This is a genomic window from Streptomyces sp. NPDC002851 (genome assembly GCF_053591935.1).
The window spans coordinates 53753-78123 of the sequence record NZ_JBSFUT010000027.1 but is presented as its reverse complement, the minus strand read 5'-3'; the positions used below and the strand labels follow the sequence as shown (position 1 = coordinate 78123).

The following is a 24371-nucleotide window of genomic DNA, read 5'->3' as shown; positions in this document are numbered from 1 at the left end:
GCCCGGATTGCCCGTTACGGCGTCAATAAAGGGCGACACGCCCGGGATTCGGCCGCTCGGAGGCGAACTGTGGCGCACCACACGTTTCTTGAAGGTAACAGCGAGCCCCTGATAGCCAGGGACCCATGTCCCAAACCGCTCACATACCCAGCCACCGGAAGCCCCGCCGCGGCAGCACCACCAAGCTGCGGGCCGGAGTTGCCGGTGGCGTCCTCAGCACCCTCGCGGTGGCCGGCACCGCAGGTTCGGCACACGCGGCCTCCGGCCAGGTGACCGAGACCGCGACCATCGAAATGCCCACGCTCACCACGGAGCTGACGACCAAGGTCGCCGCCAGCGCGGACGCCACCCAGCAGGCCGCGGACGCGTACAAGCTCCTGGCAGAGCAGGACGCCGCCGCGGCGAAGGCGGCCAAGGACGCCAAGAAGGCGAAGGCCGAGGCCATCGCCAAGGCGAAGGCCAAGAAGAAGGCCGCCGAGGAGCGCGCCGCCAAGGAGCGCGCCGCCCGTGACGCCGAGCGCACCAAGCTCAGCGCCTCCGTCAGCAGCGACGGCGTCGACGCGGACGTCTCGGTGCCCAGCGGCAGCGTCGGAGCCGTCATCGGCTTCCTCAAGGCCCAGCTCGGCGACGCCTACGTGATGGGTGCCTCCGGCCCCGACTCCTGGGACTGCTCCAGCCTCATTCAGGCCGCGTACCAGCAGATCGGCGTCGACCTGCCGCGCGTCTCGCAGGACCAGTCGATGGTCGGCACCGAGGTCGGCACGTCCAACCTGCAGGAAGGCGACATCCTCTACTGGGGCGGCAAGGGCTCCGCGTACCACGTCGGTGTGTACATCGGGAACGGCCAGTACCTCGACGCGGCCAACCCCAGCAAGGGCGTTGTCATCCAGGACCTGTCCGGCTACCCGGCCGACGGTGCGGTGCGCGTGCTCTGAGGCACCCCACAGACACCGCGAGGGCCCCATTCCCCGAAGGGAGTGGGGCCCTCGCCCGTTTTCGCCTCGCCCGTTTTCGCACCGATAAGCCCGACTTACGCCTTCGGGGCCACCTTCGAAAGGCCGTTGATGATGCGGTCCATGGCGTCGCCGCCCGTCGGGTCGGTGAGGTTGGCCAGCATCTTCAGGGTGAACTTCATCAGCATCGGGTGGGTGAGCCCGCGCTGCGTGGCGATCTTCATGACCTTCGGGTTGCCGATGAGCTTCACGAAGGCGCGGCCGAGCGTGTAGTAGCCGCCGTAGGTGTCCTTGAGGACCTTCGGGTAGCGCTGTAGGGCCAGTTCGCGCTGGGCGGGGGTCTGGCGGGCGTGCGCCTGCACGATGACGTCGGCGGCGATCTGCCCGGACTCCATGGCGTACGCGATGCCCTCGCCGTTGAACGGGTTGACCAGGCCGCCCGCGTCGCCGACGAGCAGCAGCCCGCGCGTGTAGTGCGGCTGCCGGTTGAAGGCCATCGGCAGGGCCGCACCGCGGATCGGGCCCGTCATGTTCTCCGGGGTGTAGCCCCAGTCCTCGGGCATCGAGGCGCACCAGGCCTTCAACACCTCGCGCCAGTCCAGCTCCTTGAAGGAGGCGGAGGTGTTGAGGACGCCGAGACCGACGTTCGACGTGCCGTCGCCCATGCCGAAGATCCAGCCGTAGCCGGGAAGCAGCCGGTCCTCGCCGGGGCCACGGCGGTCCCACAGCTCGAGCCAGGACTCCAGGTAGTCGTCCTCGTGCCGGGGCGAGGTGAAGTACGTGCGCACCGCGACGCCCATCGGACGGTCGTCGCGGCGGTGCAGGCCCATCGCGAGGGAGAGCCGCGTGGAGTTGCCGTCGGCGGCGACCACGAGCGGGGCGTGGAAGGTGACCGGAGTCTTCTCCTCGCCGAGCTTGGCCTGCACGCCGGTGACCCGGCCGGTGCGCTCGTCCAGGACCGGGGCGCCGACGTTGCACCGCTCGTACAGCCGGGCGCCCGCCTTCTGCGCCTGCCGGGCCAGCTGCTCGTCGAAGTCGTCGCGCTTGCGCACGAGTCCGTAGTCCGGGTACGAGGCGAGCTCCGGCCAGTCGAGCTGGAGCCGGACGCCGCCGCCGATGATCCTGAGGCCCTTGTTGCGCAGCCAGCCCGCCTCCTCGGAGATGTCGATGCCCATCGACACGAGCTGCTTGGTGGCGCGCGGCGTGAGGCCGTCGCCACAGACCTTCTCGCGCGGGAACGCCGTCTTCTCCAGGAGCAGTACGTCGAGGCCGGCCTTGGCCAAGTGGTACGCCGTGGTGGAACCGGCGGGTCCGGCCCCGACGACGATCACGTCAGCGGTGTGCTCGGAGAGGGCCTGGGACGCCTGGGGCTCAGACACGGCGGGTGCTCCTCCGGGTTCGGAGTTCGGCTGTCGGCAAACTCACGTGCCGAGCAGCTCTGTACAGGGGCAGTCTATGGGGACCACTGTTCACGGATCCGAAGGGCTGCCCCGTATGACGCCGAGCACCGCTCCGACCGCCGAGCAACTCCCTGCCATACGGCTGCGGGTCCCGACCGAGGAGGACGCGTACGCCTGGCACCAGGTCTTCGACGACCCGGAGGTCATGGAGTTCCACGGCGGCACGTCGGCGGAGCTCTCCGTGTACGAGGAGCTGACGGCCCGACAGCGCAAGCACGACGCGGAACGCGGCTTCTGCCTGTGGACGCTGCTCGACGAGGACGACCAGGTGCTCGGCTTCACGGGCGCGCAGCCGTGGCCGCACGAGTGGGGCCCGACCGGCGAGATCGAGATCGGCTGGCGGCTCGGCCGGGCGGCCTGGGGCCGCGGTTACGCCACGGCGGCGGCCCGGATCACCCTCGACCGGCTGCGCTCGGCGGGCGTGCGCGAGGTGGTGGCGATGGTGAACGCCCGCAACGAACGCTCCATCGCGGTGACCCAGCGGCTCGGGATGCGGCTCGGCGAGACGTTCATGACGCCGACGACGCAACAGAAGGGACACTGCTTCCGGCTCGGACTCTGACGGGGAGACCGCGCCCGGCCCGCGTCCGACACAGGCCCTAGGTCCTGTCGTCAGACTCCCGTCGCCGCCCGGAGCGCGGCCGCGCCGGGGGCACCTCCCGCTCGAGCGAAGCCGAGAGTGGGGGAGTCTGGTGCGGCGATCGCAAGGCGCCGGAGCGCCCTCGTGGCGGAGTCACGTGGGCGATTCGGCAACGCGGCTGGGGGTCCCGCTCGAGCGAAGCCGAGAGTGGGGGAGTGCGAGCCAGCGTCGCGCGGCAGGCGGGAGTTTGACGACAGGGCCCAGGTCTGCGCCCCGCACGCCCGATCGAGCGGCTGACCCGCGCGATGGCTTCCGGTGGCGGTCCGGTGCGTCTACCCTGCCGGATACGGCTGGGGGTGACGGCTTTGCGTAGCTGGTCTGGAACGCCCGAGGTGCGTGTGCCCAGGTTCGTCGGGCGGATGGCGATGGACGTACGGGAGCAGGCTGCTGCCTGCGGGCTGCTCCTGGCGGCGCCGGACGAGCCCGAATTCCCGCGCCTCGCCACCGACTACGTGGTGCGCCAGTACCCGTCGCCCGGCGTCGAGGTGCCGCGCGGCGCGGTCGTCACCCTCTGGTTCGGCCCCGAGGACGAGGGCAACGGTGGGGTACGCGAGCCGAGGGCGCCCCGGCCGCCCCGCGGCGGGATGAGCCGGGAGCTCAACGAACCGGGCGCCGCGCCGGATTGGGCGGTGTCGTCGGCCGTACGACAGTGAGGGCCGTACGCGTACCTCAGCGCGTTTGGTACGCGTACGTCAGAAGACCGAAAGCCCCGTCAGCGTCGTGAACCGGTCCAACGCCGCCACGCCCGCCACCGAGTTGCCGCGCTCGTCCAGACTCGGGCTCCACACACAGAGCGTGCACACGCCCGGCACCACGGCCACGATGCCGCCGCCGACGCCGCTCTTGCCCGGAAGGCCCACGCGGTAGGCGAAGTTGCCCGCGGCGTCGTACGTCCCGCAGGTCATCATCACCGCGTTGATCTGCTTGGCCTCGCTGCGCGAGAGCAGCCGGGAGCCGTCCGCGAGCAGCCCGTGCCGGGCCAGGAAGCCGCTCGCCAGGGCGAGATCGGCGCAGCTCATCTCGATCGAGCACTGCCGGAAGTAGTGGTCGAGCAGGGTCGGTACGGGGTGCCGGATATTGCCGTACGAGGCCATGAAGTGCGCGAGCGCGGCGTTCCGGTCGCCGTGGGCGGACTCGGAGGCGGCGACCTCCAGGTCGAAGTCGAGGTCCGGGTTGCCGCTCTCCTCGCGCAGGAAGGCGAGCAGGTCCTCGCTGGCGTCGCCGGTGAGGGACTGCAGCCGGTCGGTGACGACGAGGGCGCCCGCGTTGATGAACGGATTGCGCGGAATGCCGTTTTCGTACTCCAGCTGGACCAGGGAGTTGAACGGGTTGCCGGAGGGCTCGCGGCCGACCTGCTCCCAGAGCCCGGCGCCTTCCCGGGCGAGCACGAGGGCGAGCGTGAAGACCTTGGTGAGGGACTGGGCGGAGAACGGGGCCTGCCACTCCCCCACGCCGTACACCGTGCCGTCGACGGTGGCGGCGGCCATGCCGAAGCGGTCCGGGTCGACGCCGGCGAGTGCGGGGATGTAGTCGGCGGGGCGGCCGCGGCCGGGCATCACGGCGACCTCGTCGGCGATGCGGTCCAGGACGGCGGCGAAGTCGATCGGGGCCTTGTCGGTCGGTGCCTTGTGTTCTTCGCGCACGGCTCAGTGGTCCTTGAAGCCTCGGTGCAGGGCCACGATGCCGCCGGTCAGGTTCCGCCAGGCCACCTTGGTCCAGGCCGCGTCCTGGAGCCGTCCCGCGAGCGCCGCCTGGTCCGGCCAGGTGCGGATCGACTCGGCGAGATAGACGTACGCGTCCGGGTTCGAGGAGACCGCGCGGGCCACCGGCGGCAGCGCGCGCATCAGGTACTCGGTGTAGACGGTACGGAACGGCGCCCAGGTCGGGCGGCTGAACTCGCAGATGACGACCCGGCCGCCGGGCTTGGTCACCCGGTACAGCTCGCGCAGCGCCGCGTCGGTCTCCTGCACGTTGCGCAGGCCGAAGGAGATGGTGACCGCGTCGAAGACGTCGTCCGCGAAGGGCAGCTGCGTGGCGTCGCCCGCCGTGAAGGGCAGGTGCGGGTGGCGCTTCTTGCCGACGCGGAGCATGCCGGTGGAGAAGTCGCAGGGCACGACGTACGCGCCGGTCCGGGCGAAGGGCAGCGAGGAGGTGGCGGTTCCGGCGGCCAGGTCGAGGATCTTCTGGGCGGGCCGGGCGTCCACCGCCTTGGCGACCTCCTTGCGCCAGAGGCGGGCCTGGCCGAGGGAGAGGACGTCGTTGGTGAGGTCGTACTTCTCGGCGACGTCGTCGAACATCTCGGCGACTTCGTGCGGCTGCTTGTCCAGGGAGGCGCGGGTCACGCACCCATTCAAGCAGGGTGTCCCACGCGCCCCGTGGCCGCATACGCTGTGGCGGCGCGAGGACGGGGAGGGTGCGCCGTGAAGAAATGGCTTGTCGGGGTGTGGGTGGTGCTGGTGATCGGCGGGTGGGCGCTGACGGAGTCCGCCGACGACAGCATCGAACCGAGTTCCGGCGGTACGGAGCCCACATCCACGTCGCCGTCGGTGTCGCCGTCCGTGCCCGTGGATCTCGACTGCCCGTCGGAGTCGCCGGAGGGCACCATCGTGGCCTGCGCGTACGCGGTGGAGGACTGACGGTGGCGGACTGACGGTGGCGGACTGAGCGAGCGCCGCTCAGCGCCGCCGGTACACGAGCCGCCCGCCGATCACGGTCGCCACGCAGGTCGAGGCGCCGCGGCGGACCAGCTCGGCGCGGTCCGCCACGTCGAACACCGCGAAACTGGCCGGGCCGCCCACGGTGAGTCCGGGAAGCAGCACCAGCGGCGTGGGCGACAGCGACACGGGGCCCGGCAGCCGGTCCGGCCGCCGCCCCACCGCAAGGCCCGCCCGCCGCACCGCGTCCACGACGGCCCGCGACCGCAGTTCACCGGCGATCGCCACCGTGCCGTGCGCAAGCAGCCGCTGCACACCGCGCCGGGCGCTCGCGCCGAGCCGCGCCGGGTCGGCGCGCAGCAGTTCGCGGCCCCGCTCCCCGCCGATCGGCGCGGTGCCGTACGTATCGGCCTCGCGCGGGTCGGGGTGGTACGTCGCCTCGAGGAGCTCCGGGCCGTACGGGTTGAGCAGTCCGGGCGTAAGGATGCCGGGCCAGCGCCGCACCCGCGCCTGCGGGTGGGCGGCGGCCAGCTCCTCGTAGGGGCCGACGGCAGCGACGGTCGCGCCGTCGACCACGACGGCCGTCTCGGGGGACGCCTCGGCGACGTGAAGTGTCAGCACAGACAGCTCGATCGGGGTGGTCGGTACGGCGGACTCAGTTGGTGGCGAGGAGCTTGAGCTCGGGGTGGGCCGTGCCGCCCTCGATCGCGGTGGAGGAGATGTGCGAGGCGACGCGCTCGTCGACCGGGTCGTTCGCCGGGTCGTCGTGCACCACGAGGTGTTCGTACGTCGTCGAGCGCTGGGCCGGGACGCGGTCGGCCTTGCGGATCATCTCGATGATCTCGAGGAGGTTGGAGCGGTGCTTGGCACCGGCCGACGACACCACGTTCTCCTCCAGCATCACCGAGCCCAGGTCGTCGGCGCCGTAGTGCAGCGAGAGCTGGCCGATCTCCTTGCCGGTGGTCAGCCAGGAGCCCTGGATGTGCGCGACGTTGTCGAGGAAGATCCGGCCGATCGCGATCATCCGCAGATACTCGAAGATCGTCGCCTGGGTGCGGCCCTTGAGGTGGTTGTTCTCGGGCTGGTACGTGTACGGAATGAAGGCCCGGAAGCCACCCGTCCGGTCCTGTACGTCGCGGATCATCCGCAGGTGCTCGATGCGCTCGGCGTTGGTCTCGCCCGTACCCATGAGCATCGTCGAGGTGGACTCCACGCCGAGCCCGTGCGCGATCTCCATGATCTCCAGCCAGCGCTCGCCGGACTCCTTGAGCGGGGCGATCGCCTTGCGCGGCCGCGCCGGAAGCAGTTCGGCTCCGGCGCCCGCGAAGGAGTCGAGGCCCGCGGTGTGGATCCGCTGGATCGCCTCCTCCACCGAGACCTTGGAGATCCGCGCCATGTGCTCCACCTCGGAGGCGCCGAGGGAGTGGATGACGAGCTGGGGGAACTCCTTCTTGATGGCGGCGAAGTGCTCCTCGTAGTACTCGACGCCGAAGTCCGGGTGGTGGCCGCCCTGGAACATGACCTGCGTACCGCCGAGTTCGACGGTCTCGGCGCAGCGGCGCAGGATGTCGTCCAGGTCCCGCGTCCAGCCCTTCTTGGTGTCCTTCGGCGCGGCGTAGAAGGCGCAGAACTTGCAGGCCGTGACGCAGACGTTGGTGTAGTTGATGTTCCGCTCGATGATGTACGTCGCGATGTGCTCCGTGCCCGCGTACTTGCGCTTGCGCACCGCGTCGGCGGCCCGGCCGAGGGCGTGCAGCGGTGCGGAGCGGTAGAGGTCGAGGGCCTCTTCCGGCGTGATCCGGCCCCCCTCGGCGGCGCGGTCGAGAATGGACTGAAGGTCGGCCTTCTCGGTCACCGGGACGTCCCTTTCGGCAGGCTCTGTCCATGGGCGTCGCCATGGCTGGACGGACCGATCCAGCGTACGCCAGACCCCTGACAGGCCCTTCGGTGCCTTACCTCTGCGGTGTCTTACGCCTGCTGTGTCTTACTCCCGTGGTGTCTTACGCCTGCGGTGGCTCACTTCTTCTTGGAGAGCCGTCCCTCGGGGTTTCCGCCCGAGTCGTTCTCGGAGACGTAGCGCAGGTCGTCGCCGACGGGGGTCAGGCGCACAGGGTGGGTATTTTTGGTGCAGCGGGGGTCGTTCTTGGTCTTCGGGCGGCCGGTGGCGAGCAGTTCGTCCTTGGTGGCCTTCTTCAGGACCAGGATGTCGGTGCAGGTGCTCAGGCCCAGCTCGTCCGTCATGCTCGCGGTGCCGAACTCCTCGCCCTCGGCGGCCTGCCGCACCACGACCTTGACCGTCCCCGCGGGGAGCGCGCCGCCCAGGGCCTCGGCCTTGCCCTCCCAGGTGCCCAGGTAGCGCTTCGGGATGGCGGCGTCCGGCTTCTGTTCCGTGTCCCCGGCGGGCGGGGGCGTCGCGGCGCCGCCGTGGTCCTGGCCGCTCCCGCCGCCGGGAAGGAGCCCGAGCATGAAGGCCGAGCCGAAGGTGACCGCGGCCAGGGCTCCGGCCACCGCGAGCGCCACCGTGCAGGTCAGGCGCCGACCCCGGCCGTTCTCCGTGGCGGCGGTCCCGGCGGCCACGGACAGCGAGACCCGGCCACGGCCGGACCCGGGAGCGGTCTCGGCCTGCTCCGCGCCGGTGCTCGGGCCGGTGCCCTGGCCGCTGCCCGGGCCGGTGCTCGGCGTGCTCGGTCCCGTAGGCGTATACGCGGGATCGGCCGCCCATCCCGGGGACGGAGCCACAGAAGGAGGAGCCGATGGAGCCGCGGGCACACCGGGCGGAACAGTAGAAGGGCCGGGCGGAACCGAAGGCGGGGGCGGCGCCACCGCCCGATGCGTGAACGGCACCGGCCCCGAGCCCGAAGGCTCCTGCTCCCCGGCCTCCAGGTCGAGCAGCGCCACCGCGCTCCGGCTGACCTGCTCCACCAGCGGCCCCGGCAGCCACCCGGACGACGCGAGCGCGGCGGCGCCCGCGGGCGCGAGCCGTCGGGCCACCTCGTCCGGGGCGGGCCGGGCGGCCGGATCCTTGGCCAGGCAGGCGGCCACCAGGTCCCGCAACTCGCCCTCCGCCAAGGTCAGTTCGGGTTCCTCGTGGACGACCTTGTAGAGCAGCGCCGCCGACGAGTCCCCGGGGAAGGGCGAGCCCCCGGTCGCCGCGTACGCGAGCACGGCGCCCAGCGAGAAGACGTCGGCCGCGCCGGTGACGCCCTTGCCGAGGATCTGCTCCGGCGCCATATAGCCGGGCGAGCCGATCGAGACGCCGGACGCGGTCAGCGAGGCGGTGCCGTCCGTGGCCCGCGCGATACCGAAGTCGATCAGGCGCGGCCCGTCGAGCGCGAGCAGCACATTGGACGGCTTGACGTCGCGGTGGACCAGGCCGAGCCCGTGCACCGCCGACAGCGCCTCGGCGAGTCCGGCGCCCAGGACCCGTACCGCATGCTCGGGAAGCGCGGGCAGCGCGCCCCGCTCGCCGACCGCCTGCGTGAGCGAGGGACCGGCCACATAGCCGGTCGCCACCCACGGAATGGATGCCTCCGGGTCGGCGTCGAGGACCGGTGCCGTCCAGGCGCCGCCGACCCGCCGCGCGGCCTCGACCTCGCGCCGGAAACGCGCCCGGAACTCCTCGTCGAGCGCGAAGTGCGGGTGGACGACCTTGATCGCGACGGTACGGCCGCCGGAGCTGCGCCCCAGATAGACCCGGCCCATTCCGCCCGCCCCGAGCCGGCCGAGCAGCCGATAGGGGCCGACGACGGCGGGCTCGCCCGCTTCGAGCGGCTGCATCAGGACCTCTCCCCCCGGGACCCCCGGAACTGCGTCGGACTTCTCCCCGTACGACGTACGACCTACGACGGTGCGGGGCGCCGCACAGCAGCCTACGGCGGGCGTGGCCGGGATCACTCGGGTACCCCGGGAACCCGTACCGCCCCAACTCCCTCTTCATGTCCGGAAATACCCTTATCCGTCCCCATTTTCCGGAGCACCCATGACGCGCCGTACCGGAGCCCGCAGGAAGCGCCCGGCCGCCGCCCTGATCGCGGCCCTCGCCCTCACCCCGGCCCTCCTGGCCACGGCCTGCTCCAGCCAGGGCGACCCGGTCAGTTACGGCAGCACCGACCAGAGCCGGCAGACCCAGCGGGGCTCGCACGCCGCCGAGCCCGCGGCCGACGGCGTACAACTGCCCACGAACCCACGGCAGTTCGAGACCCAGCGGACCCTCGACAACGGTACGACCGTGGGCGTCACCACGCTCAAGGGCAAGAAGTCCGGCTTCGAGGGCAAGGTCTGGGTCTGGGCGCCGAAGCAGTACTACGACAAGAAGTACGAGAAGAGCGCGTTCCCGGTCCTGATCGCACTGCCCGGCAGCCACGGCTACCCGACCAACTACTGGTTCGGCGGCGACCTGAAACTCCAGGAGAACATCCAGAAGTTCGCCGACGAGGGCCGATCGCTGCCGTTCGTCGTCGTGATGCCGGTGCTCAACGCGTCCAACGACAAGTACTACGACGGCAGCGACATACCGGGCCAGCCGAAGATGGGCACCTGGATGGCGCAGGACGTCCCCGAGTTGGTCAAGGAGAACTTCCGTACCTTCAAGGACCCGCGCGGCTGGGGCTTCTTCGGCTCGTCGTCCGGCGGCTACGTCGGCATGAAGATGGTCCTTCAGCACCCGGACAAGTTCCGCTCCGTGGTCGCCGGAGGCCCCGACACCCGCCCCGACTCGCCGCTCTGGCAGGGCCACGAGAAGGAGCGCCAGGCGAACAACCCGGAGAAGCTCGCCGCCGACCTCATCAAGAAGGGCGGCCCCGAGGTCAACATCTCGATCATGCTGGGCACCAAGGAGTCCGGCCAGGCGACCACCAAGAACTTCCTACAGAAGTACGGCAAGGGCCCGATCAAGACCCAGCTGTTCATGATCCAGAACGGCGAGCACAGCGGACGGCAGTACGCCAAGTCCCTCGGCGACGGCCCACTCCAGTGGATCAGCAAGCGCATGCTCGGCCCGACCCCGACCGCCTGACCCCAGCGCCCTGACCCCAGCACCCTGACCCCAGCGCCGACGCCCCCGCCAGACCTGTGGCCCCGGGAGAACCCTGACTCCCGGGGCCACAGCCCTGTTCACAGCCGGTCACTAGCCCTGTTCGCAGCCGGTCACTCCGGTACGCGGCCGGTCACGGCTCCAGAAGATCCACCCGTACGTCCGCCGCGAACCCGGTCGTCGGGCCGACCCGGCGGGCGAACTCCCGCACCCCGGCGAGCTGCTGCGCGCCGAAGCGGAAGTCGAGCGTGGTGAAGTAGCGCTCCAGGACCCCGGCGTCGAAGGACTCCCAGCGCGCGGCCTGCTCGGCCACCTTGGTGACCTCCTCGAGGGACAGATCCCGGGACGCCAGAAACGCCTCGTGCACCTTGCGTACGACCTCGGGCTCGCGCTCCAGATAGTCGCGCCGGACCGCCCAGACGGCGAAGACGAACGGCAGGCCCGTCCACTCCTTCCACAGCTGCCCCAGGTCGTGCACCTGGAGGCCGAGCCGCGGCCCGTCGTGCAGATTGGCCCGCAGCGCCGCGTCCCCGATCAGGACCGCCGCCTCGGCCTCGCGCATCATCAGACCGAGATCCGGCGGGCAGGTGTAGTAGTCCGGCGCGACACCGACGCGCTCGGCGAGCAGCAGCTGCGCCAGGCGTACCGACGTGCGCGAGGTGGAGCCCAGGGCGACCCGGGCGCCGTCGAGCCGGTCGAGCGGCAGCTGCGAGACGATGACGCAGGACATCACGGGGCCGTCGCAGCCGACGGCGATGTCCGGCAGGGCGACCAGCTGATCGGCGTGCTTCAGGAACTCCACGAGGGTGATCGGAGCGATGTCCAGATCGCCGGTGACTAGTCGCTCGCTGAGCTTTTCCGGGGTGTCCTTCGTCAGCTCCAGGTCGAGCAGCGTTCCGGTGCGCGCGAGCCCCCAGTAGAGGGGCAGGCAGTTCAGGAACTGGATGTGCCCGACGCGCGGGCGGCTGCGGGGAGAATTGTCCACATCGCGAGGCTAGCCCCCGCCGGCCGATCGGTTGCCCCGGGGTACCGTTCAGGGCCGTGTCGCACCCGGTTAACTCCACGGCCGGCACCGCGTCAATCTTTCGACCAGGAACTTCAAACATTCGGGTGACATGATCTTGCCCTCTATCCCGGGGGGGTACCCCCGTGCTAGGCTCAACGCAAGTTGCAGTTTGGTTTCCCTTGCAGTACAGAGCCTGCGGAGCATGTGACCGCGGGCTCTCGTCGTTTTCAGACTTTTGCGTTTGTTGTTGCACTCGTGGGGTTCTGGAGCAGGGCGACCCTTTGAGCCCATAGGAGGGCTTTTATGGCTACCGGAACCGTGAAGTGGTTCAACGCTGAAAAGGGCTTTGGCTTCATTGCCCAGGAAGGCGGCGGCCCGGATGTCTTCGTCCACTACTCCGCGATCAACGCGAACGGTTTCCGCTCGCTCGAGGAGAACCAGGTAGTGTCCTTCGACGTCACGCAGGGCCCGAAGGGCCCGCAGGCGGAGAACGTCACCCCGCACTGACCTGGAACTCCGGACTCTGATCCGAGAATCCTAGAGCAGTACCCAAGGAGCCCCGCTCCCTCGCTTCGGCGAGGGTGTGGGGCTCCTGCCCTTTCCGGCGCCCTTTTCGGCGCCTCTTCCAGCGCCTCTTCCGGCGTCCTTTCCGGTGCGATTTCTGCGCTTTCTCCGGCCACCACCCGATATCGGCCCGCTACCGCCGGATACAGGCCCCGGCTAACGTCAGGTGGATGTCGAGGCGGACGATCACCGTGCACCGTGTGCGGTCGGTGCTGCGCGGTGCCGAGCGGCGCGGCCTCGACACCGTGCCGCTGCTCCAGGCCGCGCAGATCCCGCCGCTGCTGCTCGGCGACGACCGGGCCCGGGTCACGCCGGCCCAGTTCGCCCGGCTCTTCCGGGCGCTTTACCGGGCCACGCAGGACGAGTTTCTGGGGCTCGGCACGGAGGTCAGTCGCCCCGGGACGTTCGCGATGATGTGCCACGCCTCGCTGGGCTGCCGGGACCTGGGCGCGGCCGTCGAGCGTGCGGCCACCTTCTACCGCCTGTTCCCCGGCGGACCCGACCTTGCCCTGGAGCGCGGGCCCGGCGAGGCCGTCTTCACGGTCCGCAGCGAGCTCCCCCGAGCCGTCGACGAAGCCCGCTTCACCGCCGAGTGCTTGATGATCATCTGGCACCGGCTGTGCAGTTGGCTGGTCGGCCGCCGTATCCCGCTGCGCTGGGCGGAGTTCGCCTGTCCCCCACCGCCGCGCCAGGACGAGTACGAGGCGCTCTTCGGCTGCCCGGTGCGCTTCGGGGCCGCGCGGACCGGGGCCGGTTTCGACCCGCGCTGGCTGGCCGCGCCGCTGGTACGGGACGAGTCCGAGCTCGACGCGATGCTCCGCAGGGCCCCTTTCGAGCTGCTCAGCCGGCGCGCGTACGGCACCACGGTGGCCGAGCAGGTGCGGCGCGGGCTCGTCCGGGCCCTCGGTGACGCGCCACGGCTACCGGATCTGGGGGACATCGCGGCGCGGCTCGCGGTCAGCCCGGCGACGCTGCGGCGGCGGCTCGCCGCGGAGGGCACCTCGTACACGGAGGTCAAGGACAGCGTGCGGCGGGACGCGGCGATCGCCGGGCTCGCCGAGGGCCGGGAGCCGATCGCGGCGCTCGCGGCCCGGCTCGGGTTCTCCGAGGACACGGCGTTCCACCGGGCCTTCCGGCGGTGGACGGGGACGACCCCGGGGGCGTACCGGATGCGCGGCGGCGGGGACGGCACAGACACGGTTGAGACCACGATTGAGACCACGGCTGAGACCACGGTTGAGACCTACGGTCAGCAAAGCTGAGCTCTCCGGTCAGGCCGGACCTTACTCGCGGGTCACTACGGTCCTCCCACTACCTCAGCCCCATCGAACAGCGGGGCTCAGCTCCCAGAGGCCCCCACCTCGACCCCCACCCTCAACCAGCCCTGTCATTCAGGACAGTTGGGAGAGCCGCATGCACATCCGTATGCCCAAACGCCTGGGCGGAGTGCTCGCCGCGGTGGCCCTCGCCGCCGCGCTGCCCGCCGTCACCGCCCCGGCCCAGGCCGCCGGGCGGGCCACCGACCCCGGCGACGTCGTGAGCGTCGCCGACTCCGCCTTCCACCCGCTGCCCGGCCAGCCCACCGCCACCAAGGCGTGGAAGGTCGAGTACCGCTCCACCAGCGCCACCGACGAGGCCAACGTGGTCTCCGGCACCGTGATCGTCCCGCAGGACGGCAAGAAGGGCCCGCGCCCGCTGATCACCTATGCCGTCGGCACCGTAGGACTCGGCGACTCATGTGCCCCGAGCGCCAACTTCCCCCAGGGCACCGCCCTGGAGGCCAATCTGATCCAGCAACTCACCTGGCGCGGCTGGGCCGTCGCGGTCACCGACTACGAGGGGCTCGGCACCCCCGGCGACCACACTTATACGGCCGGGAGGTCCGCCGGGCACGCCATGCTCGACATGGCGCGCGCCGCGCAGCGCATCCCGGCCGCCGCCGAGTCCGGGATCACCGCGGACAGCCCGATCGGCATCATGGGCTACTCGCAGGGCGGCCAGGCCGCCAGCTGGGCGGCCGAGTTGAAGAAGTCGTACGCGCCCGAGCTGAACGTCAAGGGCACGGCGACCGGCGGCGTCCCCGCCAAGTTGGCCACGCTCGCGCCGGTGCACGACGGGTCGTACGGGGCCGGGCTCCTGTTCATGGCGGCCGCCGGGCAGGACGCCGCCTTCCCCGACCTTGACCTGGAGTCGTATCTGAACCCGCGCGGCAAGAAGTTGATCGAGTACTTCCGGAACAACTGCGTCGCCGCCGACACGACCGTGGGCGCGTTCAAGAAGATCTCCGATGTGACGACGAGCAATCCCCTGGAGACGGCGGCGTGGCAGCGGCGGCTCGCCGAGTCCGACCTCGGCACCCGCACGCCGGACCACCCGGTGTACCTGTACCACGCGGTCGCCGACGAGTTGATCCCGTACGAGCTCGGCACGGGCCTGCGCGACGACTGGTGTGCCGCGGGCTCCAATGTCACCTGGAGCGGGATCGCGGTGGGCGAGCATGTGTCCGGAGTGATCACGGAGGCGGCGGCGGTGCAGAACTGGCTGGCGGGCCGGTTCGCCGATGAGCCGACGGACGGTACGTGCGCTGAGTGACCGTAAGAGGCCCGGCCCGGCGCGCTCCTCTCGCGGGAGGGCGCCGGGTCCCCTCCTGGGGCGGGACTTCCGACACAGGCCCGGGCACCTGGGTCATTCCTCCGGGCAGTACAGGGTGTTCCGCGCGAGGCCCCTGCCGTAGAGCAGATACTCGTCCACCTTCTGCTGCACGCACTTCGACGCGAGATACGCGCCATGGCCCTCGCCCTGGTTGTCCAGGAGAACGGCCTGCGAACCGAGGCGCTTCTGGGTCTCGACGGCCCACTGGTACGGCGTGGCCGGGTCGCCGCGGGTGCCGACGAGCAGGAACCGCGAGTCGGTGTCCACGTTCCGGATCTTTCGGATGTAGTCGGTGCCCTTGGGCTGGCCCGCGCACATCAGCACGGTGAAGAGCCGCGATGGCCCGAACACCGGGGACGCCTCGGTGAATTCCTGGAAGAGCTGCTCGCCCCACTTCTCGTCGTCGAGCTGCGCGGCGGTGAGGCGGTCGGGGTCATCGGCGCAGTTCACCGCGATGAGCGCGGTGTCCTCGTTGTCCACGGGCACTTGGGACTGCTTGAGGGGTGGGTCACCGGCATCACGGGCCTTCCGCGCGGCGCCCGTCACGCTCTCACCGGAAGACCTCTCGCCGGAAGCCCCCACGCCGGAGGACTCGGTACCGGACGAATCGGCCGCATCGTCATCGGGTGGCGGGATCTGTGCGCCCTGGAGGCGGAGCAGCGCGCGCGGGTCCCGGTCCTCCACCACGTTGCTGAGCGCCTGGGACAGATAGGGCCAGGCGCTCCGTTGGTAGAGGGCCGAGCCGAGCGCGCCGACCAGGGCGTCGCCGTCGTACACCGCGCCCTCGCCGAGAGTGATCGGCCGGTCGTTGAGCTGGTCGATCAGCTTGCGCACATTCTCCTTCGCGTCCCGGGAGTTGCTGCCGAGGACGCAACCCCCGTTCGCCGAGCACCAGGTGACGAAGTTGTCCAGGGCGGTCTGCTGGCCCGCGGCGGAGACCCGCTGCTGCTCGGGCATCGGCTCGGTCAGCGTGTCCACGCCGTCGAGCACCATCCGGCCCACCTTGTGCGGGAATTGGGCCGCGTACACCGCCCCGAGCCGGGTCCCGTACGAGAAGCCGAGATAGTTCAGCTTGTCGTCGCCGAGTACCTGACGCATCACATCCAGATCACGCGAGACATTGACCGTACCGATGTGTTCCAGGACCGGTCCGGAGTACTTCTTGCAGATCTCGTACTGCTTCTTGAGCCGTTCGATCTCGAAGGCCCCGCTGTCCTGGTCCGTGCCGCTGCCCTGGAGCTCGTCGTCGTCGACGCCCTCGCCGCAGGTGACCGGCGAACTCTGGCCCACCCCGCGCGGGTCGAAGCCGATGACGTCGTACCCCTCGGTGAGCGAGTCGAAGTTCCGCTCCATCCCGGCGAGTCCGGCCACGCCCGCGCCGCCGGGCCCACCGAAGTTCACAAGCAGGGAGCCGCGCTTCTTGCCGGAGGCCGGGATCCGGTTCAGGACGAGGTCGACGGTGCCCTTCTTGGGGTTCGCGTAGTCGAGGGGGACCGTGACCTGCCCGCAGGTCATGTCCTTCGGCACATCCATGGCGTCGAGCACGTCGTCGCACTTGCCCCAGGAGATCTTCTGCCCGTAGAAGCGGGTGAGATCCGGCTGCTTGTCGCCGCGGTCACGCTCCGCGACCCTCTCCATGGCCGACGTCGGCGCTCCCGCGCCGACCAGCGCCAGGACGGCGGCCCCGGCAATCACACGACGTGTGCGCATGGCAACCCTCCATGAGGTGCCCCTTCGCCTCACGATAGGGCTGCCGTGGCCATCTCGCCTGTTCTCACGGACGGTAAGCGCCGGACCTCACGCCCGCTCGAGGATCGCCGTCACCCCCTGCCCACCGGCCGCACAGATCGAGATCAACCCCCGGGCCCCCGGCTCCGCCTCCGCAAGCAGCTTCGCCAGCGTCGCCACGATGCGGGCCCCGGTCGCCGCGAACGGATGTCCCGTCGCGAGCGACGACCCCGCCACGTTCAGGCGCGCCCGGTCGACCGTGCCGAGCCCGGCCTTCTCCCAGGCCGCGAGGGTCGCCAACACCTGGGAGGCGAAGGCCTCGTGGACCTCGATCAGGTCGAAGGCGTCGAGGCCGCGGATCCCGGCCCGTTCGAGCAGACGCGGTACGGCGTACGCGGGTGCCATGAGCAGTCCGTCGCCCCCGGCGGCCCCGGTCACGTCCCCGTGCACGAAGTCCACGGCCGCGGTCTCGCAATACGTCAGATACGCCAGCGGGTTGAGCCCGCGCCCGGCCGCCCACTCCTCGTCGGCGAGCAGCACCGTGGCCGCCCCGTCGGTCAGCGGCGTCGAATTACCGGCCGTCATCGTCGGGTCGGGCCCGTCGAGCCCGAACACCGGCTTCAGGGCGGCGAGTTGGTCGGGCGTCGAACCGGGCCGCAGGTTCTGGTCCCGCTCTAGGCCGCGGAACGGCACCACGAGGTCGTCCAGGAAGCCCCGTTCGTACGCCGCCGCGAGCCGCTGATGGCTGGTGGCCGCCAGCTCGTCCTGCGCCTCGCGCGCGATGCCCCACTCCCGCGCGGTGACCGCCGCGTGCTCGCCCATCGACAGATGGGTGCGCGGCTCGGCGTTGCGCGGGATGTCCGGCACGAGGTGGCCGGGCCTGACCTTGGCCAGGGCCTTGAGGCGGGCCCCCGTGGACTTGGCGCGCCGGGCCTCGAGCAGGATCTTCCGGAGCTTGTCGTTCACGCCGAGCGGCGCGTCGCTCGCGGTGTCCGCGCCGCCCGCGATCGCGCTGTCCAACTGCCCGAGCGCGATCTTGTTGGCGGCGGCGATGACCGCCTGTAGGCCGGTGCCGCAGGCCTGTTGGATGTCGTACGCGGGGGTGCGCGGGTCGAGCGCGGAGCCGAGCAGGGTCTCGCGCGCGAGGTTGAAGTCCCGGCTGTGCTTGAGGACCGCGCCCGCGACGAACTCGCCGACCCGCTCGCCGCGCAGACCGTACCGGTCGACCAGGCCGTTCAGGGCCGCGGTCAGCATCTCTTGGTTGGAGGCGGTCGCATACGGCCCGTCGGAGCGCGCGAACGGGATCCGGCTGCCTCCGATCACGGCCACGCGCCGAACACCGCTCATTTCCGTACCCATCTCGACCAGCTCCTGACCTCTGAGTAACCTTACTCGAAAGTAAATTTACGACCGAGCTGGGAGTTGGACAATGGCCGACCGCTATCTGCACTTCACCGGCACCGCGCCCGGCCGCTTTCTGACCCGCAGACTCGGCCTGCCGCAACCGGCCAGGCTGCGCCGCTGGACCCCCGAACAGCCCACCCTGGACGGACCGTTGCTGCATCTGACGGCCGGTACGTCGGCGGTGCCCGGCCTCACCGACGTGCTGGCCCGCACCGGGCTCGCCCCGGGCTCCGAGCGCCCCGCGGCCGTCGTCCTCGACGCCACCGGGGTGACGGATGTGGCCGGGCTCGCCGGGGTGCACGCGGCGCTGCATCCGGTGGTGCGGTCGGTCGCGACGTCCGGGCGCGTGGTGGTGCTCGGCGCGCCGCTCGACCCGGCCGACCACCACCAGAGCGCGGCGCAGCAGGCCCTTGAGGGGTTCGTCCGCTCGCTCGGCAAGGAGCTCGGCAAGGGGCGCACGGCCACCCTGGTGCGCACCGCGTCGGCCACGGCCGCGGAGTCCACGCTGCGGTTTCTGCTCTCGCCCAAGTCGGCCTACGTCAGCGGCCAGTTGATCGAGCTCGCAGACGAAGCCGTCGCCTCGACGACTGACCCCGACGGCCGCCGGGGCTATGCTGCCCGTCCGCTCGCCGGGCGCACCGCCCTGGTCACCGGTGCCGCGCGCGGCATCGGAGAGGCGGTCGCGGCGACGCTCGCCCGGGACGGGGCGCATGTCGTGGCCCTGGACGTGCCCGCGGCCCAGGCCGACCTCGCCAAGGTGGCCGACCGGCTCGGCGGCACCGCCCTGCCGCTCGACATCACCGCGGACGACGCGGGCGATCGGATCAGCGCCGCGCTCCCGGACGGCCTGGACGTCCTTGTGCACAACGCCGGGATCACCCGCGACCGACGGCTCGCCAACATGCCCGCGGAACGCTGGAGTTCGGTCCTGGACGTCAACCTCGCGAGCGTGCTGCGCACCACGGACGCGCTGCTCAAGGCGGGCACGCTGCACCGCGGCGGCCGTATCGTGGCCACCGCCTCCATCAGCGGCATCGCGGGCAACGCCGGGCAGACCAACTACGCCGCGTCCAAGGCGGGCATCATCGGCCTGGTCCGCTCGCTGGCCCCGCGCGCGCTCGCGGAGCACGGCGTCACCGTCAACGCGGTCGCGCCCGGCTTCATCGAGACGAAGATGACGGCCGCGGTGCCGTTCCTCATCCGCGAGGCGGGCCGCCGGATGAACTCCCTCGCGCAGGGCGGCCTTCCGGTCGACGTCGCCGAGACCACGGCCTGGTTCGCGCACCCGGCGTCCGGCGGCGTCAACGGCCAGGTCATCCGCGTCTGCGGGCAGAGCCTGTTGGGGGCCTGACCATGACGGACATACGCCTTGCCGCCGCGCCCGGCCTCGTGCCGCTGCTCGCCCGGGGCGCCCTGCTCTCCCCGCTCAAGCGGGTACGGCCGGACGCGACGGCCCCGGGGACGCGGCTCGTCCTTCCGGGCGCACGCGCGCGTGCGGACCGGCTCGACGCGTACCGGCAGGTCTGCGGCTTCACCCGGGGGCCCTCGGCCGACGCCGTGCTCCCGGTGACGTATCCGCATGTCATGGGCTTCCCGCTCGCCATGCGCCTGATGGCGGCCCGGGACTTCCCGCTCCCGCTGCTCGGCCTGGTCCATACGTCGATCGAGATCGAACAATCCCGTGCGCTTCCGGCCGACGCGGAGCTCGAACTGACGGTGTACGCCGAGGAGTTGCGGCCCCACCGCCGCGGCACGGAAGCGGTGGTGCTGACGCGGGCGGAGCTCGACGGCGAGCCGGTCTGGGAGTCACGCAGCACCTACTTGGCCCGGCACAGCCGTACGTCCGAATCGGCCGCTCCTTCTGTGGAGCCGGAAAACGACGGCGGCGAGGAGCCGGAACTCCCCACCCTCACGGAGTGGCGCCTGCCCACCGACCTCGGCCGCCGCTACGGCGCCGCCTCCGGCGACCGCAACCCGATCCACCTGCACCCGCTGACGGCCCGCGCCTTCGGCTTCCCGCGCGCCATCGCCCACGGCATGTGGACGGTGGCCCGCTGCCTGGCGGAGTACGGAGCACAGGAACGGGTCCGGGTGCGGGCCGACTTCAGGGCCCCGGTGTTCCTGCCGGGCCGGGTGACGTACGCCGCCAAGCATGGGCGCTTCGAGCTACGGGACGCCAGGCGCCCGGAGAAACTGCACGTGAGCGGCGAGGTGACGGCCCTCGCACCATGACGGCACCCGCGCCGTGAGCGTCGTGAGCGACGCCGTGCCGTCACTTGGGCGGCGACCAGGGCTTCCCATACATCAAATTCCCGAGCCCCGCCCAGGCGAAGTTCATCAGCGTCGCCGCCGCCTCCTTCGCCGAGACGCCCTCCGTGGTGTTCGCCCACACCGCGAGCGCCTCCGCGGCGCCCACCAGGGCCTCGGCGAGCCCGGCGACCTCCCGCTCGGGCAGCGAGGGGTTGTGGTGCGCCTCCCGTGCGGCCTCGGCTATGAGCAGCGTCACGAACGCGACGATCTCCTCGCGCATCGCGGCGACTTCGCGGGCGAACGGCTCGCCCTGGGTGCGCGCCTGGCTGTGCAGCACCGCCCAGCCGTCCGGGTGCTCGGCGGTGTGCGTGAAGAACGCGCGTAGCCCGGCCCAGAGTTGCTGGTCCGCGGGCCCGTCGGGGATCACACCGTCCCGCACCGCCGCGACGAGCGCGGCGGCCTCGCGCCGGATGCACGCCGTGAAGAGGTCTTCCTTGGAGTTCAGGTACAGATAGACCAGCGGCTTGGACACCCCCGCGAGCTCCGCTATCTCGTCCATCGACGCGGCCCGGTAGCCGCGCTGCCCGAACGTCCGCACCGCCGCGTCCAGCATCTGCTGCTCCCGCACAGCACGCGGCATCCGCTTGCCCTTCGCAGCACCCACGCCAGGCCGCCCTCCCCGAAATCACGTCTTACCCAGCGGTAAGCCTACGGCCCCCGACAACCCCGCGCCCGGCCCCGGCCCCGGCACCGGGACCCGGACCCCGGCAACCGGCAACCGGCAACCGGCAACCGGCAACCGGCAACCGGCACGACAGACGGTTAACACGTTCGTATGCTCGTCGGTGACTCCGTGATGATGCCGCGTGTTGGACCGGGCGAGCACGTGGGAACGGTGCGTTCCCTCCGCCTCAGCCCTCAAGGAGCATGCTGTGAACGGACGTTGGGCACGCAGGCTGTGTCGCGAGACCCTGGTCACGACCACGGCGGCCGTGGCCGTCGCCCTGACGGCCCCCGGCACGGCACAGGCCGATGAAACCCACCGTGACTCGCACAATGGTCCCGTGGTCGCGTTGATCAACACGGGCCAGATCGACGACCCGATGGAGGACGTGCTCGAGCACACCCTCAACTTCGGAGACGGCTACACGTGGGACTGACGCCGCCCCCGAACTGACCCCGGCCTGACCGAGCCGGGGAAAACACGGACGTGCCCCGCACCGAAGGGCGGTGCGGGGCACGTCCGGCGTACGAGACGACCGAGGCGTCAGGCAGCCACGGGCACTGCCTCGGGCTCCCGCTCCGCGTCCGCGTCCGCGTCCGGCTCGTCGATCGGGGACGCGGAGGCCGAGTCGTACGCCTCCTTGTCCAGGATGTTCTCGCGGGCCGCGACGATCACCGGGATCAGCGCCTGACCGGCCACGTTGGTGGCGGTCCGCATCATGTCCAGGATCGGGTCGATGGCGAGGAGCAGGCCGACGCCCTCCATCGGCAGGCCGAGGGTGGAGAGGGTCAGGGTCAGCATGACCGTGGCCCCGGTCAGACCGGCCGTGGCCGCCGAGCCGATCACCGAGACGAAGGCGATCAGGACGTACTCACGGATGCCCATCGGCACGTCGAAGATCTGCGCGACGAAGATCGCGGCGATCGCCGGGTAGATCGCGGCGCAGCCGTCCATCTTGGTCGTGGCGCCGAACGGCACCGCGAAGGACGTGTACTCCTTCGGCACACCGAGGCGCTCGGTGACCTTCTGGGTCAGCGGCATGGTGCCGACCGAGGAGCGGGAGACGAAGGCCAGCTGGATCGCGGGCCAGGCGCCCTTGAAGAACTGCACCGGGTTGACCTTGGCGACGAGCGCGAGCAGCAGCGGGTAGACGCCGAACATCACCAGGGCGCAGCCGATGTAGATGTCCGCGGTGAACGTGGCGTACTTGCTGATCAGGTTCCAGCCGTAGTCGGCGATGGCGAAGCCGATGAGGCCGACGGTGCCGATCGGGGAGAGCTTGATGACCCACCACAGGGCCTTCTGGAGCAGCTTCAGGACCGACTCACTGAGCGTGAGGATCGGCTTGGCGGCGTCCCCGATCTTCAGGACGGCGATACCGGCGACGGCGGCCATGAAGACGATCTGCAGGACGTTGAGCTGCGTGAACGGCGTGATGACATCGGTCGGGATGATGCCGGTCAGGAAGTCGATCCAGGAGCCCGCCTCGTCCGGCTTCGCGCCGTCCTTGGGGGTCAGGCCGGTGCCCGCGCCGGGGTTCGTGAGCAGGCCGATGGCGAGGCCGATGACCACCGCGATCAGCGAGGTGATCATGAACCAGAGCAGGGTGCGGGTCGCCAGGCGCGCGGCGTTGTTGACCTTACGCAGATTGGTGATCGACACCAGGATGGCGAAGAAGACGAGCGGCGCGACCGCCAGCTTCAGGAGCTGGACGAAGGTCTGGCCGACCTTGTCGAGGGTGGTGACCAGCCAGGACACGTCCTGGCTGCGGGCCAGCCAGCCGAGCAGGACACCGAGCACCAGACCGGCGAGGATCTGGGCCCAGAAGGGGATCTTGGGGATTCGGGATATCGGAGAACCAGCTGGCTTTCCGGTGGTGGTGGACGCGGTATTCGCGGACACGGACACACTCCAGTGAAGACGCGCGGGGTTGGACTTACGCGGATGGCGCACAGGACTTGCGTGGAGCGGCGGCCGCGGGAAACGGCGCGGCACCGCTGCATTGTGATGTCGCTCTTCAGAGGCGGCAACAGGCCGCGGACATGCAGCGGCAGAGATCGACGTGCAGGCGCGCGACGAGCGGGACGCTCGTGGCGTGTGAGGGCGCGGCTGCTGTCTTCATGCGAAGTACGTTAACACTACAACTTTGAGGACATCAAAGGGCTTCTTTGGGTTCGAAATCCGGCCCCACCCGGGCTCGCTGCCTTCAATTGCCAGGCGCCCCGGGGCCTTTGAGCGATTGCTCCGGCCCCGGGGCGCCCGGGAGGTGTGATGAGGCTTACACGTGTCTTACGTGTGCGCCGTTCGTATGCGTCTTACGGGTTACGGATGTCGTACGCGGTCTACGCGCCGTCCTCCATGCCGCGGTTGGCCGCCAGCTTGTCCTTGGCGTTGCCCTTGACGCGGTCGATCTTGGGCGCGATCTGCGCGGACATCTCGTCCCGCTGCTTGCGCAGGAGCACGAAGCTGAGCGGCGCGGAGACGACGATGGCGAGGACGAGCACCCACAGAAGGTTGGACTCCCCGAGGCCACGGGGCAGCACGCCCACGTAGACCAGGCCCCAGATCGCGAGGAAGCAGCCGACGAAGATGCCCAGGCGCATCAGGGTGTAGCGGATGGTGGCGCTCGGCTTCGGTGCCACGCGGCTCGCCTCTTCTCTCAGCTCGTACGTCCGGACTCCGTCCGGTCCAGCCCGACCAGTGAAACACGTCCGGATATGGGGGCGGCCCGCAGGGCCTCATTGAGGGGTGGTGGCCGGGCGACGGGTGGGCCAGTTCAGGGGGAGCCACATCGTGACGTCGTCACGGAAGTCATCGGCTCCCGCGCGGATCGCGCCGGGGACCCGGCCGACCTCCTTGTAGCCGCAGGCGGCGTAGAACCGGTCGGCGCCGGTGCCGCCGCGGCAGGTGAGCCGTATGCCCTCGATGCCGTCGAAGCCGCGGGCCGCGTCGGCGGCGGCCGCCATCAGGTCACGGCCGTAGCCCTTGCCCTGGTGACGGGGGTGCACCATCACCGTGTAGATCCAGATCCAGTGCCCCATCAGGCGGTGCGTGTTGTACGTGAGGAAGGCGGTCGCGGCGACGGCACCCTGATCGTCGTACCCGACCAGGAGCCGCGTCCGGCCCTCGGCCATCGCCACCAGGTGCCGGACCAGTTCGGGGCGTATGTCCTCGGGCGCCACGGGCGGTACGAAGCCCACGGCGCCGCCCGCATTGGAGACATCGGCCCACAGCGCGAGCACGCCGTCGCGCAGGGAGGCATCGACCGGCGGGTCGAGCCGGAAGTCGAGAGTCATGGAACGGC

General features: G+C 70.8%; 24 protein-coding genes. 11 read left to right on the top strand and 13 right to left on the bottom strand.

Annotation, left to right across the window (positions count from 1 at the left end):
- Positions 1–125 precede the first annotated feature (125 nt).
- A complete protein-coding gene (locus ACWD10_RS25960; RefSeq protein WP_451094982.1) occupies positions 126–935 on the top strand; it encodes a C40 family peptidase in 810 nt (269 codons plus the stop codon).
- Between the two features lie 95 nt (positions 936–1030).
- Here the strand turns inward: ACWD10_RS25960 and ACWD10_RS25955 are convergent, their stop codons facing one another.
- Entirely contained in the window at positions 1031–2332 is a 1302-nt protein-coding gene (locus ACWD10_RS25955; RefSeq protein ID WP_451094980.1) for a geranylgeranyl reductase family protein, read from the bottom strand.
- 115 nt (positions 2333–2447) lie between these two features.
- Here ACWD10_RS25955 and ACWD10_RS25950 point away from each other — a divergent pair, with 115 nt between their 5' ends.
- Both ACWD10_RS25950 and ACWD10_RS25945 read left to right on the top strand, forming a co-directional pair.
- Positions 2448–2975, top strand: coding sequence for a GNAT family N-acetyltransferase (locus ACWD10_RS25950; RefSeq protein WP_451094978.1), 528 nt, complete (start codon positions 2448–2450; stop codon positions 2973–2975).
- A gap of 410 nt (positions 2976–3385) precedes the next feature.
- Positions 3386–3706: a PASTA domain-containing protein gene (locus ACWD10_RS25945; RefSeq protein ID WP_451094976.1), complete on the top strand. Its 321-nt coding sequence runs from the start codon at positions 3386–3388 to the stop codon at positions 3704–3706.
- 39 nt (positions 3707–3745) lie between these two features.
- Here ACWD10_RS25945 and ACWD10_RS25940 read toward each other — a convergent pair whose 3' ends face one another.
- Together ACWD10_RS25940 and ACWD10_RS25935 are read right to left on the bottom strand one after the other, a co-directional pair.
- Complete coding sequence (locus ACWD10_RS25940; protein ID WP_451094974.1) at positions 3746–4696, bottom strand: glutaminase; 951 nt, start codon at positions 4694–4696, stop codon at positions 3746–3748.
- 3 nt (positions 4697–4699) lie between these two features.
- Positions 4700–5395, bottom strand: coding sequence for a demethylmenaquinone methyltransferase (locus ACWD10_RS25935; protein ID WP_451094972.1), 696 nt, complete (start codon positions 5393–5395; stop codon positions 4700–4702).
- 78 nt (positions 5396–5473) lie between these two features.
- Here ACWD10_RS25935 and ACWD10_RS25930 point away from each other — a divergent pair, with 78 nt between their 5' ends.
- Complete coding sequence (locus ACWD10_RS25930) at positions 5474–5689, top strand: hypothetical protein (RefSeq protein ID WP_451094970.1); 216 nt, start codon at positions 5474–5476, stop codon at positions 5687–5689.
- Between the two features lie 39 nt (positions 5690–5728).
- Here the strand turns inward: ACWD10_RS25930 and ACWD10_RS25925 are convergent, their stop codons facing one another.
- The 3 genes from ACWD10_RS25925 to ACWD10_RS25915 form a co-directional block, all read right to left on the bottom strand.
- Positions 5729–6328, bottom strand: coding sequence for an imidazolonepropionase-like domain-containing protein (locus ACWD10_RS25925; protein WP_451094968.1), 600 nt, complete (start codon positions 6326–6328; stop codon positions 5729–5731).
- A 34-nt stretch (positions 6329–6362) separates the two neighbouring features.
- Positions 6363–7562 carry a cyclic dehypoxanthinyl futalosine synthase gene (gene mqnC, locus ACWD10_RS25920; RefSeq protein WP_451094966.1) on the bottom strand — a complete coding sequence of 400 codons (1200 nt, stop codon included), beginning with the start codon at positions 7560–7562 and terminating at the stop codon, positions 6363–6365.
- Positions 7563–7723: 161 nt separating this feature from the next.
- Positions 7724–9484, bottom strand: a complete 1761-nt coding sequence (locus ACWD10_RS25915; protein ID WP_451094964.1) for a protein kinase domain-containing protein — start codon at positions 9482–9484, stop codon at positions 7724–7726.
- A 202-nt stretch (positions 9485–9686) separates the two neighbouring features.
- On the opposite strand from ACWD10_RS25915, the gene ACWD10_RS25910 reads away from it, so the two are divergent.
- The gene (locus ACWD10_RS25910) at positions 9687–10721 is read left to right on the top strand and encodes an alpha/beta hydrolase (RefSeq protein ID WP_451094962.1); all 1035 of its coding nucleotides are present in this window, start codon (positions 9687–9689) and stop codon (positions 10719–10721) included.
- A 151-nt stretch (positions 10722–10872) separates the two neighbouring features.
- Here ACWD10_RS25910 and ACWD10_RS25905 read toward each other — a convergent pair whose 3' ends face one another.
- Positions 10873–11724 (bottom strand): menaquinone biosynthetic enzyme MqnA/MqnD family protein, encoded by an 852-nt coding sequence (locus tag ACWD10_RS25905; RefSeq protein WP_451094960.1) that lies wholly within the window; start codon positions 11722–11724, stop codon positions 10873–10875.
- A gap of 324 nt (positions 11725–12048) precedes the next feature.
- On the opposite strand from ACWD10_RS25905, the gene ACWD10_RS25900 reads away from it, so the two are divergent.
- The 3 genes from ACWD10_RS25900 (at position 12049) to ACWD10_RS25890 (ending at position 14901) form a co-directional block, all read left to right on the top strand.
- Positions 12049–12252, top strand: a complete 204-nt coding sequence (locus ACWD10_RS25900; protein ID WP_451094958.1) for a cold-shock protein — start codon at positions 12049–12051, stop codon at positions 12250–12252.
- Positions 12253–12479: 227 nt separating this feature from the next.
- The gene (locus ACWD10_RS25895) at positions 12480–13571 is read left to right on the top strand and encodes an AraC family transcriptional regulator (protein ID WP_451094956.1); all 1092 of its coding nucleotides are present in this window, start codon (positions 12480–12482) and stop codon (positions 13569–13571) included.
- 151 nt (positions 13572–13722) lie between these two features.
- Positions 13723–14901 carry a lipase family protein gene (locus tag ACWD10_RS25890; protein WP_451094954.1) on the top strand — a complete coding sequence of 393 codons (1179 nt, stop codon included), beginning with the start codon at positions 13723–13725 and terminating at the stop codon, positions 14899–14901.
- Between the two features lie 93 nt (positions 14902–14994).
- Here the strand turns inward: ACWD10_RS25890 and ACWD10_RS25885 are convergent, their stop codons facing one another.
- Positions 14995–16671: an alpha/beta hydrolase gene (locus ACWD10_RS25885; RefSeq protein ID WP_451094952.1), complete on the bottom strand. Its 1677-nt coding sequence runs from the start codon at positions 16669–16671 to the stop codon at positions 14995–14997.
- Positions 16672–16758: 87 nt separating this feature from the next.
- The gene (locus ACWD10_RS25880) at positions 16759–18048 is read right to left on the bottom strand and encodes an acetyl-CoA C-acetyltransferase (protein WP_451094950.1); all 1290 of its coding nucleotides are present in this window, start codon (positions 18046–18048) and stop codon (positions 16759–16761) included.
- A 70-nt stretch (positions 18049–18118) separates the two neighbouring features.
- Between ACWD10_RS25880 and ACWD10_RS25875 the strand changes: the two genes are divergently transcribed.
- Together ACWD10_RS25875 and ACWD10_RS25870 are read left to right on the top strand one after the other, a co-directional pair.
- The gene (locus ACWD10_RS25875; protein WP_451094948.1) at positions 18119–19444 is read left to right on the top strand and encodes a 3-oxoacyl-ACP reductase; all 1326 of its coding nucleotides are present in this window, start codon (positions 18119–18121) and stop codon (positions 19442–19444) included.
- A 2-nt stretch (positions 19445–19446) separates the two neighbouring features.
- Positions 19447–20325, top strand: coding sequence for a MaoC/PaaZ C-terminal domain-containing protein (locus tag ACWD10_RS25870; RefSeq protein WP_451094946.1), 879 nt, complete (start codon positions 19447–19449; stop codon positions 20323–20325).
- Positions 20326–20365: 40 nt separating this feature from the next.
- Here the strand turns inward: ACWD10_RS25870 and ACWD10_RS25865 are convergent, their stop codons facing one another.
- Positions 20366–21007, bottom strand: a complete 642-nt coding sequence (locus ACWD10_RS25865) for a TetR/AcrR family transcriptional regulator (protein WP_451094944.1) — start codon at positions 21005–21007, stop codon at positions 20366–20368.
- Positions 21008–21275: 268 nt separating this feature from the next.
- Here ACWD10_RS25865 and ACWD10_RS25860 point away from each other — a divergent pair, with 268 nt between their 5' ends.
- Positions 21276–21503, top strand: coding sequence for a hypothetical protein (locus tag ACWD10_RS25860; RefSeq protein WP_451094942.1), 228 nt, complete (start codon positions 21276–21278; stop codon positions 21501–21503).
- A gap of 107 nt (positions 21504–21610) precedes the next feature.
- Here the strand turns inward: ACWD10_RS25860 and ACWD10_RS25855 are convergent, their stop codons facing one another.
- The 3 genes from ACWD10_RS25855 to ACWD10_RS25845 form a co-directional block, all read right to left on the bottom strand.
- A complete protein-coding gene (locus tag ACWD10_RS25855; RefSeq protein WP_451094940.1) occupies positions 21611–22969 on the bottom strand; it encodes a dicarboxylate/amino acid:cation symporter in 1359 nt (452 codons plus the stop codon).
- 440 nt (positions 22970–23409) lie between these two features.
- Complete coding sequence (locus tag ACWD10_RS25850; protein ID WP_451095042.1) at positions 23410–23670, bottom strand: DUF4229 domain-containing protein; 261 nt, start codon at positions 23668–23670, stop codon at positions 23410–23412.
- A 135-nt stretch (positions 23671–23805) separates the two neighbouring features.
- Positions 23806–24363: an N-acetyltransferase family protein gene (locus ACWD10_RS25845; protein ID WP_451094938.1), complete on the bottom strand. Its 558-nt coding sequence runs from the start codon at positions 24361–24363 to the stop codon at positions 23806–23808.
- Between the last annotated feature and the right edge of the window lie 8 nt (positions 24364–24371).

What these genes read in the sequence shown, in the direction of transcription:
- ACWD10_RS25960 (WP_451094982.1), top strand. Translation starts at nt 126, where the DNA reads ATGTCCCAAACCGCTCACATACCCAGCCACCGGAAGCCCCGCCGCGGC.
- ACWD10_RS25950 (WP_451094978.1), top strand. Translation starts at nt 2,448, where the DNA reads ATGACGCCGAGCACCGCTCCGACCGCCGAGCAACTCCCTGCCATACGG.
- ACWD10_RS25915 (WP_451094964.1), bottom strand. Translation starts at nt 9,484, where the DNA reads ATGCAGCCGCTCGAAGCGGGCGAGCCCGCCGTCGTCGGCCCCTATCGG.
- ACWD10_RS25910 (WP_451094962.1), top strand. Translation starts at nt 9,687, where the DNA reads ATGACGCGCCGTACCGGAGCCCGCAGGAAGCGCCCGGCCGCCGCCCTG.
- ACWD10_RS25900 (WP_451094958.1), top strand. Translation starts at nt 12,049, where the DNA reads ATGGCTACCGGAACCGTGAAGTGGTTCAACGCTGAAAAGGGCTTTGGC.
- ACWD10_RS25895 (WP_451094956.1), top strand. Translation starts at nt 12,480, where the DNA reads ATGTCGAGGCGGACGATCACCGTGCACCGTGTGCGGTCGGTGCTGCGC.
- ACWD10_RS25890 (WP_451094954.1), top strand. Translation starts at nt 13,723, where the DNA reads ATGCACATCCGTATGCCCAAACGCCTGGGCGGAGTGCTCGCCGCGGTG.
- ACWD10_RS25885 (WP_451094952.1), bottom strand. Translation starts at nt 16,671, where the DNA reads ATGCGCACACGTCGTGTGATTGCCGGGGCCGCCGTCCTGGCGCTGGTC.
- ACWD10_RS25880 (WP_451094950.1), bottom strand. Translation starts at nt 18,048, where the DNA reads ATGGGTACGGAAATGAGCGGTGTTCGGCGCGTGGCCGTGATCGGAGGC.
- ACWD10_RS25875 (WP_451094948.1), top strand. Translation starts at nt 18,119, where the DNA reads ATGGCCGACCGCTATCTGCACTTCACCGGCACCGCGCCCGGCCGCTTT.
- ACWD10_RS25870 (WP_451094946.1), top strand. Translation starts at nt 19,447, where the DNA reads ATGACGGACATACGCCTTGCCGCCGCGCCCGGCCTCGTGCCGCTGCTC.
- ACWD10_RS25850 (WP_451095042.1), bottom strand. Translation starts at nt 23,670, where the DNA reads ATGCGCCTGGGCATCTTCGTCGGCTGCTTCCTCGCGATCTGGGGCCTG.
- ACWD10_RS25845 (WP_451094938.1), bottom strand. Translation starts at nt 24,363, where the DNA reads ATGACTCTCGACTTCCGGCTCGACCCGCCGGTCGATGCCTCCCTGCGC.